Origin of the sequence: Phaeobacter sp. CECT 5382, assembly GCF_001457775.1 — a bacterium.
In the GTDB taxonomy this organism is placed as follows: domain Bacteria; phylum Pseudomonadota; class Alphaproteobacteria; order Rhodobacterales; family Rhodobacteraceae; genus Pseudophaeobacter.
In genome coordinates this window covers 24,390-38,388 of the sequence record NZ_CYSG01000021.1, presented here as the reverse complement: position 1 = coordinate 38,388, position 13,999 = coordinate 24,390, and the positions used below count along the sequence as shown (strand labels likewise).

The 13,999-nt window shown below is 58.3% G+C and carries 9 protein-coding genes; 7 read left to right on the top strand and 2 right to left on the bottom strand.

The annotated features are described in order from the left end of the window. Positions 1–80 precede the first annotated feature (80 nt). Positions 81–1,325 carry an ABC transporter substrate-binding protein gene (locus PH5382_RS16835; RefSeq protein WP_058335562.1) on the bottom strand — a complete coding sequence of 415 codons (1,245 nt, stop codon included), beginning with the start codon at positions 1,323–1,325 and terminating at the stop codon, positions 81–83. A gap of 304 nt (positions 1,326–1,629) precedes the next feature. Between PH5382_RS16835 and PH5382_RS16830 the strand changes: the two genes are divergently transcribed. Further along, entirely contained in the window at positions 1,630–2,382 is a 753-nt protein-coding gene (locus tag PH5382_RS16830; protein WP_058335561.1) for a response regulator transcription factor, read from the top strand. Further along, positions 2,379–3,854 (top strand): sensor histidine kinase, encoded by a 1,476-nt coding sequence (locus tag PH5382_RS16825; RefSeq protein ID WP_058335560.1) that lies wholly within the window; start codon positions 2,379–2,381, stop codon positions 3,852–3,854. The genes PH5382_RS16830 and PH5382_RS16825 overlap by 4 nt, the downstream gene beginning before the upstream one ends. Positions 3,855–3,905: 51 nt before the next feature. On the opposite strand, the gene PH5382_RS16820 is transcribed toward PH5382_RS16825, so the two are convergent. Then, positions 3,906–4,604 carry a cyclic nucleotide-binding domain-containing protein gene (locus PH5382_RS16820; RefSeq protein WP_058335559.1) on the bottom strand — a complete coding sequence of 233 codons (699 nt, stop codon included), beginning with the start codon at positions 4,602–4,604 and terminating at the stop codon, positions 3,906–3,908. Positions 4,605–4,939: 335 nt separating this feature from the next. Between PH5382_RS16820 and PH5382_RS16815 the strand changes: the two genes are divergently transcribed. From PH5382_RS16815 to narJ, 5 genes are all read left to right on the top strand, one after another. Further along, on the top strand, positions 4,940–6,280 hold the full coding sequence (locus PH5382_RS16815) for an MFS transporter (protein WP_231751915.1): 1,341 nt from the start codon (positions 4,940–4,942) through the stop codon (positions 6,278–6,280). Between the two features lie 59 nt (positions 6,281–6,339). Further along, positions 6,340–7,947: an MFS transporter gene (locus tag PH5382_RS16810; RefSeq protein WP_197410067.1), complete on the top strand. Its 1,608-nt coding sequence runs from the start codon at positions 6,340–6,342 to the stop codon at positions 7,945–7,947. Positions 7,948–8,028: 81 nt separating this feature from the next. Further along, positions 8,029–11,757, top strand: coding sequence for a nitrate reductase subunit alpha (locus tag PH5382_RS16805; RefSeq protein ID WP_058335557.1), 3,729 nt, complete (start codon positions 8,029–8,031; stop codon positions 11,755–11,757). After that, on the top strand, positions 11,754–13,277 hold the full coding sequence (narH, locus tag PH5382_RS16800; protein WP_058335556.1) for a nitrate reductase subunit beta: 1,524 nt from the start codon (positions 11,754–11,756) through the stop codon (positions 13,275–13,277). Before PH5382_RS16805 ends, narH begins: the two co-directional genes overlap by 4 nt. Continuing rightward, positions 13,277–13,990 (top strand): nitrate reductase molybdenum cofactor assembly chaperone, encoded by a 714-nt coding sequence (gene narJ / locus PH5382_RS16795; protein ID WP_058335555.1) that lies wholly within the window; start codon positions 13,277–13,279, stop codon positions 13,988–13,990. Before narH ends, narJ begins: the two co-directional genes overlap by 1 nt. Positions 13,991–13,999 lie beyond the last annotated feature (9 nt).

Here is a 13,999-nt window from a genome sequence, read left to right as displayed (position 1 = left end):
AATTTACGCCCCTCTTAGCCCCGACCCACCCCGCATGTTAACGCGGGATGGGGCACTGATGTGAACTGTGATCGGATAGATCAGAGAGAGTTTCTCACCGCATTTTCCAGCATCGTCACGGCTTCGTCAGAGGACATGTCAGAGTTGAAATGTGCTGTCACCACATCGGTGATGGCCCCGGACTGGGCACCGCGCAGCGCCATGCCATGGGCATAGCTGGGCAGCAAAGAGCCTTCTTTTGAGCTGGAGGTCATTTCGGCCGCCGATAGATGCGCGCAGCTGTCGAACTCCGCCATGTTGACATCGACGCGGGCCGGGATCGACCCCTTGTTGAGGTTGAAGACCTTCTGGAAGTTCTGCCCGACGATCAGTTTGGCCAAGAGCGCCTGACCGTCTTGTTTTTCTGCGCCGTCCACGTCGAACATGGCAAAGCTGTCGACATTATACAGAAAACCATTGCCCGGTGCCGAGGCACAGAGGAAATCCTCGCCCGGCACCTTGCCTGCGGCCAGGAATTCACCTTTGGCCCAGTCGCCCATGATCTGAAAGGCGGCTTCGCCATTCATCACCATCGAGGTCGCAAGGTTCCAGTCGCGTCCGGGGAAATTGCTGTCCACATAGCCACGCATCTTGCGCATCTGGTCAAACACCGCATGCATTTTGTCAGAGGTCAGCGTTGCTGGGTCCAGCTCGACAAAGGCTTTGTGAAAGCCCTCGACGCCCAGAATGCCCAGGGCGACCACCTCGAACACGGTGGCGTCCTGCCAGGCCTGTCCGCCATGGGCCAGCGGGATCACCCCGGCGGCCTGCAGTTTGTCGGCGGCAGCATTGAACTCTGCCCAACTAGTTGGCATCTCGATATCATTTGCGGACAGGATTTCCGCATTGGCCCACAGCCAGTCAACCCGGTGCACATTGACCGGGGCGGCGCACCAACTGCCTTCGCATTTCATATGCGCCGCGATGGAGGCGGGCAGCACCTTGTCCCAGCCTTCGGCCTCGGCGACCGACGAGATATCAGCCAGCACGCCTTCATCAAACCATTCCTGAATGGCCGGGCCTTTCAGTTGCACGGCGGCGGGCGCGTTGCCGGACAGCACCCGGGCACGCAGGGCGGTCATGGCGGCATCACCACCGCCGCCGGCCACGGGCATATCGGTCCAGGTGCCACCATTTGCGGCAAACTCTTCTTGCAGCACGGCGACGGATTTTGCCTCCCCGCCCGAGGTCCACCAATGTAAGACTTCTGCTTGGGGGCCTGCGCTGACACTGACTGCGGCCAGCAGCGCCAAAGTTGATGTGGCGGCGAATACGGAATTTCTCATGACGATTTCCTCCCAGAATTGTCGTGTGGTCTTTTCTTTGTCTTTCCCGGTTAGTTCTGTGCTTTGTTCTGTGCGCTGCCTATTGGTTGGCAGTATGCGGATAGCCTGCGTCAGGGCGGGCCCGTGTCGCAATGGCTGAGCCGGGGCATCATGGGGGCGATACAAAGAAAACCTGCTGATCCGTTACAACTTGTTACCTGAGACTTGAAAATGGGGCAGTCTGTATCGAAACCTGTCGCAACAAAGACCAGAAACCGGCGCCAGGTGATTTGCATGGCGCAATGAGTGGCGAGAGACAACAGATATGACGATTCCCCGTCTTTTGGTGGTTGATGACGACGCCGAAACGCGTGCCATGCTGACGCAGTTTCTGCAGCAGAATGGCTTTATCGCGCTGCCTGCCGAGACTGAGGCGGAGATACAGGCGCATCTGCAGGCGGGGCGCATTGATCTGATCTTGCTGGATGTGATGCTGGGGGCTGAGAATGGCGTTGAGATCTGCGCCCGGCTGCGCGCCGACCAGGATGTGCCGATTATTCTGGTGTCGGCCCTATCGCAGGATCATCAACGCATGGCCGGCTATGCGGGTGGTGCGGACGACTATATTGCCAAGCCGTTCAATCCGCAGCTGTTGCTGGCGCGGCTGCGGGCGGTTTTGCTGCGCGCCAGCCGCAGTGCGTCGCTGGTGTACCGCCGCAAAATTTCGCTGTTTCGCTTTGGCGGCTGGATCTATGATGGCAAGCGCGATGAAGTCTTGTCGCCGCAGGGCTTTCAGGTGGCACTGTCGCAACGCGAGACGGATCTGCTGAAGGTGTTTCTGGCCAATCCGCATATTCCCCTGACCCGCGAAGAGATCCATCTGGCGCTGGATGACGCGCGCGCAGGTGATGGGACAGGCGAGGGCGGGGCAGAAATCTCGGGGCGGGCCATCGACATGCTTGTCGGGCGATTGCGCTCCAAGATCGAAACCGACCCGAAAGAGCCGCAGATGCTGCGTACTGCCCGTGGGACCGGCTATATCCTTGCAGTCGATATCACGGTGGAAGAGCCGCAATGAGGCGGGCGCTGCGGCTCAAGACGCTGAGCCGGATCTGGGTGGTGACAGGGTTTGTGATCGGCCTTGTGACAGCAGGTCTCTGGTTGCAGTCGGTGAGCGCCTGGCAAAGCCATCTCAACCGCAGTGAAACCGCTGGTGTATTGCTGTTTCACAGCCTGCAGCACGGGGCGCCTGTGCCGACTGGGGTGACGGTTCAACCCGTGCCGCAGGCGCTGGCGCACCAAACCGGCAGCCAGTGGATCCGGCAGTTGCCCGATCTGCCAAAACCGGGCTTTGTCACGGATGTGTCGATCCGCCCTGACCCCGGCGGCGCGGTACTGCGTCTGGCGGTGGTCTCCGGCGATCTGCAATATGCCGTGTCAGAGCTGGTCTCGGACGCAGGCCAGACGGCGGCGCAGAAACTGGGCGGAATCACGCGTCTTCTGGCGCGCTATTGCAGCATGCCGATTGTCTTTGCCCGCCTGGGCGAGGGCAGCTGGCAGCGCATTGATGGCACTCAGGTTTGGGGCTGCACGGCCGCTCCCGCTGACCTGCGGCTATTGGCGGTGCTTCTGGCGGCTGTGGCACTGGCGATCCTGCTCAGCCTCAGCGCCGACACCGTGGCAAACTTTGGCGCCTTTGCTAGCCAGCTGCGCCAGCGCCGGACCTTGGGGGGGCCTGATCGGTATTCTGCCGAAGGCCCCCAAGAGCTGCAACAGATCGTGGGCGCGGTGAACGACCACCTTGAAGGCGCGCGCCAACAGATTACCAAACGGGCGACGGTTCTGTCCGGGGTCAGTCATGATCTGGGCACGCCTGCCACCCGCTTACGGCTGCGTGCAGCGCTGATTGCAGACGCGGAACTGCGCGGCAGGCTGGAGGCCGATATCGACAGTATGACTGGCATGATCGAAAGTGTTCTAACCTATACACGCTCCGAGCTCAGCCTGGAGACCCCGCGCCAGATATCGCTGAGCGCGCTGGTCGAAGCACTGGTGGCCGATTATCAGGATCTGGGGCGCCCCGTGAGCTATGTCGCAGCCCCACCCGAAGTGATGCAGGGGGCACAGTCGTTGTTTTCGCTGCGCACGGGGCAGGGGGATCTGTCCGGCCTGGCGGATGCGCGCCGGGTTCTCGTCACGGCCCGCCCGCTGTTGTTGCAACGCGCACTGACCAATCTGGTGGATAATGCCCTGAAATATGGCCGCCGCGCCGAGGTGCGCCTGGAAGCGACATCTGAACGGGCGGTAATCACCGTCGAGGATGAAGGGTCAGAACTGACCGTCGCAGATATCGAAGCCGTGCTGGCCCCGTTTCAACGCGGCGCCAATACCAAATCAATCGATGGCTTTGGTCTTGGCCTGACCATCGTGGCGACGGTGGCCGAACAGCATGGCGGCAGTCTCAGCTTTGAGCAGGGCAGTCGAACTGAGGGCGGCAGTCAGGGACGTAGCAAGGGGTTATGCGCCCGGCTTGAAATCCTGCGGCACTGACGTCTGCTAGGGATGGGTTGTCAGGGATCTCCTGACCAGACAGACATCAGCTCAAGGGCTGCGGTTGTCGATCAGCGGGTTCGGTTTGGCGAAACCTTCGAGATCGGCCTGATTGGTGATGGTGATCTCGGCCCCCTTCACCTGCACACCGTAGGGGCGCAACCCCTTGAAGGCGCGGCTCAAGTTTTCCGAAGTCATGCCAAGGACCGAGGCGAGGCGGCGTTTTTCCGCGTCCAGCGTGAAACTTGCCCCTCCACCCGAACGAATCTGCTGGCGCAACAGATAGTTGGCCAGCCGCTCCAGCGAGGTGCGCAGTTTCAGATCCTTGGTGTTTTTGATAACGCCGCGATAGCATTGAGCCAGCTCATCGACGATGGCACGGGCAAATTGGCCGTCATTTGAAAACGCCTCGCGCACGTCCTGACTGGGGATCAGCATAATGCGGCTTTTTTCCATGGTGCGGGCCGACATCAAATAGGGCGCGTCCTTTACGGTGGCTGCCAGAATGAAGGTCGAAATGGGGCGGACCGTAGCCATGCTGGTCTCACGGTCGTTCCAGGACGAAAACAGATCCACCGAGCCCGTCACCAGAATATGCAGAAAATCACTTGGATCGCCTTCGGAGATAAGTTCAATCTGAGGCGGGAAATTCTGCACATATGAAGCGCGGATGAGCCGTTCAAAATGGGCTTCTTGCATATCGGCAAAAAGATGCAGGTCCCGAATTTCCGAGAGATGTGAATCGGGCATGCCTAGCGTCACCAGCTGAGTTTTGTTCGCATGTAGATCACGCGTTCACTTGATAAATGTCAACTGCCCGCTTGATTTCCGCCGGATTTCTACATGCGCATTCCTATTCTCTCACATGACAAAAGTTTGTAAGGCGTTTATTTTGAACGTTTTTTTGGTGATTTATGATCTAAATCAAACCGGCGGGGGGAGTATGGGCGCAGGTCTCATGCAACGCCCGCCTCAGCGGGTCTTTCGTCAAATTCGGAGGGACACCGATGGAAATCCAGAAAAAGGCAACAAGCCTCCGGCGAAATTTCTTCAACGTTCGGATGGTGCAGATCCGGACGTTCCACATGACGTGGTTCGCCTTTTTCTCCTGCTTCTTTGCTTGGTTCGGCATCGCGCCGCTGATGATCATTGTGCGCGAAGAGCTGGAGCTGACAAAATCGCAAGTTGGTTGGTCGATCATCGCCTCGGTGGCGGTGACGGTCTTTGCGCGCTTCTTTATCGGCTGGCTCTGTGACCGCATCGGTCCAAGGTTGTCCTATACCTACCTGCTGGTTTTTGGCGCTTTTCCAGTGGCGGGCATCGGTCTGGCGGACAGTTTTGAAACATTCCTGTTCTTCCGTCTGCTGATCGGTGTGATCGGGGCCTCCTTTGTGATCACCCAATACCACACCACTGTGATGTTCGCGCCCAATGTGGTTGGCACCGCCAACGCCACGTCGGCCGGTTGGGGTAACCTTGGTGGCGGCGTCACTCAGTTTGCCATGCCCATGGTGTTTTCGATGTTTGTCATCGGCTTTGGTTTCACCGACGCCGAAGGCTGGCGCATGTCGATGATGGTTGTGGGTGGCGTGATCTTTGTGGTCGGTATCGCGTATTACTTCCTGACCCAGGATGCGCCTGACGGCAACTTCAAAGAGCTGCGTGAGAAAAACATGCTGCCGCACAAGAAGTCGGTCACCGCAGACTACTTCAAAGCCATGGCAGATTACCGCGTCTGGATCCTGTTCCTGATTTACGGTGCCTGCTTTGGCATCGAGCTCACCGTCAACAACGTCGCAGCGCTCTACTTCTATGACTACTTCGACCTGAGCCTGGTGGCTGCGGGTGGTGTTGCGGCTTCCTTTGGTTTGATGAACATCTTTGCCCGGACCCTTGGTGGCATCTTTGGCGACAACTTCGGCGCTCTCTGGGGCCTCAAAGGTCGCAGCTTCTGGCTCTTCATCGTGCTGTTGGGTGAAGGCTGTGCTTTGATGGTGTTCAGCCAGATGCAGGTGCTGTTCCTGGCGCTGCCAATGCTGATCATCTTCTCGCTGTTCACTCAGATGGCCGAAGGCGCGACCTACTCGGTGGTTCCCTTCATCAACAAAAAAGCGCTTGGCGCGGTTGCCGGTGTGGTTGGTGCGGGCGGTAACGCCGGTGCGGTGGCTGCGGGCTTCCTGTTCAAAGGCACCATGGAGTGGCCAGATGTCTTCTTTGTCATCGGTGTCACTGTCGCTTGTGCCTCGGTTCTCGCCTTCTTTGTCCGCTTCTCTGAAGCGCAGGAAGAAGAGGAGAAAGCCAACTTTGAACATGCTTCCCTGGACGCCCTGCGAGTGCGTGCACAGCGCGCCAACACCGCGCTGGCCCAGTCGGTCGCAGTGGTCGAGGAGTGGAACGCCAACCACCCAGAAGCACAGAAATCCTGAATTCAAAAATTGGCGGACCTCTCCCGGTCCGCCGCAACCTCATGATGAGGAGGAAAAACGTGGGACAAGACCTAAGAAACTATACCCCGGAGGACGAGAGCTATTGGGCCTCTACGGGGAAAGCCATCGCCACCCGGAACCTGTGGATCTCGATCCCCTCGCTGCTCTGCGGCTTTGCGGTCTGGCTCTACTGGGGCATCATCACCGTGCAGATGATCAACCTTGGCTTTAGCTTTGAAAAATCCGAGCTGTTTACGCTTGCCGCCATCGCCGGTCTGACTGGTGCGACGCTGCGTATTCCTTCGACCTTCTTTATCCGCATCGCGGGTGGTCGAAACACTATCTTCTTTACAACAGCCCTGTTGATGATCCCCGCCGTGGGTGCCGGTATTGCACTGCAAAACCCTGATACGCCGCTCTGGCAGTTCCAGGTGCTGGCCTTCCTGTCGGGTATCGGTGGCGGTAACTTCTCCTCCTCGATGTCCAACATCTCGTTCTTCTACCCCAAAAAAGTGCAGGGCTATGCGCTGGGCATGAACGCAGGCCTGGGCAACTTTGGTGTGACCACCATGCAGATCGTTATCCCACTGGTGATGACATTTGGTCTGTTTGGCGGCGAGCCAATGATCCTCGAAAACACCTCTGGTACTCTGATTGGTAAGATCCCAGCGGGCACCGAGACCTATATCCACAATGCGGGCTATGTCTGGCTCCTGGCTCTGATTCCGCTGGCCTTTGCCGGTTGGTTTGGCATGAACAATATCCGCGATGAACATGTCAGCCCGGATATCCCCAGCCCTGTTGGTGCCTTCTCGACCATTACCTTCATGCTGCTGATTGGCTTTGTTGCTGCTGCAATCGGGTTGTGGCTGATGCTGCCTGCTAAGGTTGGTGGGTCTGGCTTCATGATCTCGAAATGGATCGTCTTGCCCATCGTGATCGCGCTGACCGTGTTCATGCTGAAGCTGATCCCTGGGCAGGTTGGTCAAAACCTCACCCGTCAATACAAGATCTTTGGTAACAAGCACACCTGGGCGATGACCGTGATCTATACCATGACCTTTGGCTCTTTCATCGGGTATGCGGCGACCTTTGCTCTGGCGATCAAAGTGGTCTTTGGCTTCCAGCACGTTGAAGTTGACGGCATCATGACCCACGATCTTGCCAATCCCAATGGCCCATCTGCCCTGATGTATGCCTGGATGGGGCCCTTTATTGGCGCCTTGATCCGTCCCGTTGGTGGTATGATTGCTGACAAACTGGGCGGTGCCCGGGTTACGCAGTGGATCTCGATTGTCATGGTGGCCTCGGCCTTGGGCGTCGCTTACTTCCTCAAGCAGGCCTATGTTTCGGCAACGCCTGAGCAGTATTTCTTCCCCTTCATGGTACTGTTCCTGATCTTGTTTGCTGCCACCGGTATCGGCAATGGCTCGACCTTCCGCACCATCGCGGTGGCCTTCAACAAAGAACAGGCTGGCCCGGTTCTGGGCTGGACCGCCGCTGTTGCTGCTTACGGCGCATTCATCATCCCCAAAGTGTTTGGTGAGCAGATCAAAGCCGCAACTCCTGAGTACGCGCTCTACGGTTTTGCAGTCTTCTACGGTGTCTGCATCCTGATCAACTGGTGGTTCTACCTGCGCCCCGGCGCCTACATCAAGAACCCCTAAACTCCCAAAGCACCTTCGCCCCGGCCACCTGCTGGCCGGGGCCAGCCCGCCAATCCGCCCGCTACCCCAAGGAGAGACCCCATGAGCCATCTGCTCGACCGGCTAAACTTCCTTCAGTCCAAAGAACTTGAAACGTTCTCCAACGGTCACGGCCAGGTCACCCGTGAAAACCGCGACTGGGAAGACACCTACCGCAACCGCTGGCGCCACGATAAAATCGTGCGCTCCACCCATGGGGTGAACTGTACCGGGTCTTGTTCCTGGAAGATCTATGTGAAGTCCGGGATCGTCACCTGGGAAACACAGCAGACGGATTACCCCCGTACGCGGCCCGATCTGCCGAACCATGAACCCCGCGGCTGTGCCCGTGGCGCCAGCTACAGCTGGTATCTCTATTCCGCCAACCGGGTGAAAAACCCGCTGGTGCGGGGTCGCCTGATGAAGATCTGGCGCAAGATGCGCGCCACCATGAGCCCGATTGAGGCATGGACCAAGCTGCAGAACGACCCGATCCTGCGGGCCTCTTACGTGGAGACCCGGGGGCTGGGCGGCTTTGTGCGCGCCACTTGGGACGAGGCCACCGAGATCACGGCGGCTGCCAATCTTTATACCACCAAGACCTACGGCCCGGACCGGATCTTTGGCTTCTCGCCCATTCCGGCGATGTCGATGATTTCTTACGCTGCGGGCTCGCGCTATCTGTCGCTGATGGGCGGCGTCTGCATGTCGTTTTATGACTGGTACTGCGATTTGCCACCGGCCTCGCCGATGGTCTGGGGCGAGCAGACCGACGTCCCTGAATCTGCGGACTGGTATAACTCTGGTTATCTGCTGCTCTGGGGCTCCAACGTGCCGCAGACCCGTACACCGGATGCGCATTTCTATACTGAAGCGCGCTATCGTGGCACCAAATCCGCCGTCATCTGCCCCGACTATTCCGAGGCCGCCAAGTTTGGCGATGTCTGGCTGAACGTCAAACAGGGCACCGATGCAGCACTTGGCATGGCCTTTGGCCACGTGATCCTGCGTGAATTCCACCTCGACCGTCAGGCCGAGTACTTTGAAGAATACTGCCGCAAGTATTCCGACTTCCCCATGCTGGTGAAGCTGGAAGAAAAAGACGGACGTATCCTGCCGGGCCGCTTCCTGCGCGCCGATGATCTGGATGGCAAACTGGGTGAAGAAAATAACCCGGAATGGAAAACCATCGCCTGGGACGAGGCCACAGGTGGTCTGGTCGCGCCAAATGGCTCGATCGGCTATCGCTGGGGCGAAGATGGCGAATGGAACCTGCAAGAAAAAGCCAAGGACGCCGACACCAACTTGAAAATGTCGCTGATCATGGAAGAAGACCATGATGATGTGCTGGGTGTGGACTTCCCCTACTTTGGTGGCGAAGCAACCGAAGCCTTTGCGACAGACGCGGATCACCCAGATGTTTTGACCCGTAATATCCCGGTCAAAACAATCAAGACTGCTGAAGGCGATATTCAGGTCGCAACGGTTTTCGACCTTTACTGCGCCAACTATGGTCTCGACCGGAACCTGGGCGGTGACTGGGTTGCCAAGGACTATGACGACGAGATGCCCGGCACCCCTGCCTGGGCCGAGAAGATCACTGGCGTGTCGCGTGACAAGATCATCCACGTTGCCCGTGAATTCGCCCAGAACGCTGAAAAGACCAAAGGCAAATCCATGGTCATCATCGGCGCGGCTATGAACCACTGGTACCACATGGATATGAACTATCGCGCGGTCATCAACATGCTGGTCATGTGTGGTTGCGTGGGGCAGTCCGGTGGTGGCTGGGCGCACTATGTGGGCCAGGAAAAACTGCGTCCGCAGACTGGCTGGCAGCCATTGGCCTTTGCCCTCGACTGGGGTCGCCCGCCACGTCACATGAACGCAACGTCGGCCTGGTATGCCCATACCGATCAATGGCGCTACGAGACCCTCGACGCCGATGAGATCCTGTCGCCCACCGCCCCCGCAGGCGACTGGGACATTAACCTCATCGACTACAACGTCCGGGCTGAACGCATGGGCTGGCTGCCATCGGCACCGCAGCTCAAGACCAACCCGCTGGAAGTGGCGAAACAGGCCAAAGAGGCTGGCAAGGATATCCCGACATATGTTGCTGAGCAGCTGAAGTCTGGCGAATTGGAAATGTCCTGCGAAGATCCGGATGCGCCCGAAAACTGGCCGCGCAACCTCTTTGTCTGGCGCTCTAACCTGTTGGGATCTTCCGGCAAAGGCCATGAATACTTCCTCAAGCACCTGCTTGGCACCGATCACGGCGTCATGGGTAAGGATCTTGGCGAAGAAGGACGGCAACTGCCCAAAGAGGCCAAATGGCACGAGGAAGGCCCGCAAGGTAAACTCGATCTGCTGGTCACCATCGATTTCCGGATGAGCACCACCGCGGTCTATTCCGACATCGTGCTGCCAACGGCCTCCTGGTATGAGAAGAACGACCTCAATACTTCGGATATGCACCCGTTCATCCACCCGCTGCAGGCGGCTGTGGACCCGGCCTACGAGAGCAAATCCGACTGGGAGATCTTCAAATCCATCGCCAAGAAGGTGCAGGAAGTTGCGCCTGAGGTCCTCGGTAAGGAGACCGATATTGTAGCACTCCCACTGCTGCACGACACGCCGGCGGAACTGGCGCAGGATCAGGTCAAAGACTGGAAGAAAGGCGAATGTGACCTCATTCCCGGCAAGACCGCACCAAACTACATCCCGGTTGAGCGTGACTATACGGCGATCTACGACCGCTTCGTCGCACTTGGCCCGCTCATGGATAAAATCGGCAATGGCGGCAAAGGCATCGCCTGGAACACCGAACACGAAGTGCAGCATCTGCGCGAGCTGAACGGGGAATGGACGGAAGGCCCGGCCAAGGGCTGTGCCAAGATCGTCACTGACATTGACGCGACCGAGGTTGTGCTGATGCTGGCGCCGGAAACCAACGGTGAGGTCGCGGTGAAAGCCTGGGATTCCCTGTCGCAGTTCACTGGCATTGATCACACCCATCTGGCGAAACCCAAGGAAGACGAAAAGATCCGCTTCCGCGATATCGCGGCGCAACCGCGCAAGATCATCTCCTCTCCGACCTGGTCCGGTCTGGAAAGCGAGAAGGTCTGCTATAATGCGGGCTACACCAACGTGCATGAGTTGATCCCATGGCGGACCCTGACGGGGCGTCAGCAGCTCTATCAGGATCACCTGTGGATGCGCGCCTTTGGTGAAGGATTCATGTCCTACCGGCCTCCGGTGGATTTGAAAACCATCACCAAGGATGTGCAGGACGATGGCGACAATCTGGTGTTGAACTTTATCACGCCCCACCAGAAATGGGGGATCCATTCAACCTATTCCGACAACCTGCTGATGCTGACGCTCAACCGCGGTGGTCCGGTGGTCTGGCTGTCTGAAAACGACGCCAAAAAGGCCAACATCAAGGACAACGACTGGATCGAGCTTTACAACACCAACGGCGCACTGACCGCGCGGGCGGTGGTGTCGCAGCGGATCAAGGATGGCACCACGTTCATGTATCACGCGCAGGAGAAAATCGTGAACACGCCCGGCTCTGAGAAGACCGGAAAACGTGGCGGGATCCACAACTCTGTGACCCGGACTGTGCTGAAACCCACCCATATGATCGGCGGCTATGCGCAGCAGTCTTATGGCTTCAACTACTACGGAACTGTCGGTGCCAACCGCGATGAATTTGTTGTGGTGCGCAAAATGAAAAAGGTCGACTGGCTCGACCGGGAAGCAACCCAGAAGGAGGCAGCAGAATGAGAGTACGCGCTCAAATCGGCATGGTGCTGAACCTCGATAAATGCATCGGGTGCCACACATGTTCCGTCACCTGTAAAAACGTCTGGACCAGCCGCGACGGTGTCGAATACGCTTGGTTCAACAATGTGGAAACCAAGCCCGGCACAGGCTATCCCACCGACTGGGAAAACCAGGACCGTTGGAATGGCGGCTGGGAGCGGACCCGCGGGGGGAAACTCCAGCCTAAACAGGGCAGCAAATGGCGGATCCTGGCCAATATCTTTGGCAACCCGGATCTGCCCGAAATCGATGACTACTACGAGCCCTTCGATTTTGACTATGATCACCTGAAATCAGCGCCCGAACTGGAAGCCTTTCCCACCGCACGTCCAAGATCGAAGATCACCGGCGAGCGGATGGAGAAGATCAACAAGGGTCCGAACTGGGAAGAGATCCTGGGCGGTGAGTTCTCGAAACGGTCTGAGGACTACAACTTCGAGGGCATCCAAAAGGAGATCTACGGGGAGTACGAGAATACATTCATGATGTATCTCCCCCGCCTGTGTGAGCACTGTCTGAACCCGGCCTGTGCTGCCGCCTGCCCATCGGGGGCGATCTACAAACGCGAAGAAGACGGCATCGTCCTGATTGATCAGGAGAAATGCCGCGGCTGGCGGATGTGTGTCTCGGGCTGTCCCTACAAAAAGATCTACTACAACTGGCAGAGCGGCAAATCCGAGAAATGCACCCTGTGCTATCCCCGGATTGAAAGCGGCAACCCAACGGTTTGCTCCGAGACCTGCGTCGGTCGGATCCGCTATCTGGGCGTGATGCTCTATGATGCGGATAAGATCGAAGAGGCGGCCAATGCGCCCGCCACAACTGATCTGTATGACGCGCAGCTGGATGTCTTCCTGGACCCCAACGATCCGCAGGTGATTGAAACCGCCCGCGCCGATGGTATCCCCGAGGACTGGATCAAATCGGCGCAGGCCAGCCCGATCTGGAAGATGGCGATGGAGTGGAAGGTGGCCTTCCCGCTGCACCCCGAATATCGCACGCTGCCCATGGTCTGGTACATCCCGCCACTGTCGCCCATCCAGAACGCGGCTGAGGCCGGCGCGATTGGTATGGATGGTGCCATGCCCGACGTGCGCAACCTGCGCATCCCGCTGCGCTACCTCGCCAATATGCTGACCGCAGGCGACGAGGAGCCCGTGGCGCTGGCGCTGGAACGGATGCTGGCGATGCGCAGCTATATGCGCGCCAAAACCGTTGACGGTGTTCGTGACGAGGCCGTCGCGGCCAAGGTGGGCCTCGATGGGGAGATGATCGAGGACATGTATAAAATCATGGCTTTGGCGGACTACGAAGACCGCTTTGTCATCCCCACAACCCACCGTGAACAGGTCGAGGAAGCCTACGATCTACGCGGCGGCTGCGGCTTTACCGACACCAATGGGTGCTCCCCTGGTATCAACAAGGGCTCGCTGTTTGGCGGCTCCAAGAAACCTTTGAAAATGCCTGAGGAGCTGCGCTGATGGACCGGACGTTAAAAGCGATTTCCCTGCTTTTGAGCTACCCCACCAGGGAGCTTCAGGGTGCCATGTCTGAAATCGGAGGCGTTCTCGCCTCTGATACCCGGCTGACGGCGGCGGCACGGCGCGCGTTGCGCCCCTTGGTAGATACCCTGCGCAGTGATGATATCTACGACCTCGAAGAGAAATACGTCATGCTCTTTGATCGCTCGCGCACCCTCAGCCTCAACCTGTTTGAGCACGTGCACGGCGAGAGCCGCGATCGTGGCGGCGCCATGGTGTCGTTGATTGAGACCTACCGTGATGGTGGCTTTGAGCCCAATACCTCTGAGCTGCCGGATCATTTGCCTGTTTTGTTGGAATTCCTGTCGACGCGTCCCCTTGCCGAAGCACAGGATACTTTGGCGGACGCGGCCCATATCTTTGAAGCTTTGAGCGAACGGCTTGCCCGTCGCGAAAGCGCTTATGGTGCTGTGTTCGCCGCTCTTTTACAGCTCGCAGGTGTCGAGGCCGACAAGGCTGCGGTGGCTGAGCTGCTGGAGCAGCCTGAAGTAGACCCCAACGATCTGGAAGCGCTGGACGAGGTCTGGGAGGAGAGTGAAGTGCTCTTTGGTCCCGACCCCAACGCCGGCTGCCCGCAAGTGCGCGATATGCTGTCGCGCATGGATGAACCCCTAAAACCTACGTCCGGTTCCACCGGCGTAGCGGCTGAATAACGGAGGCTC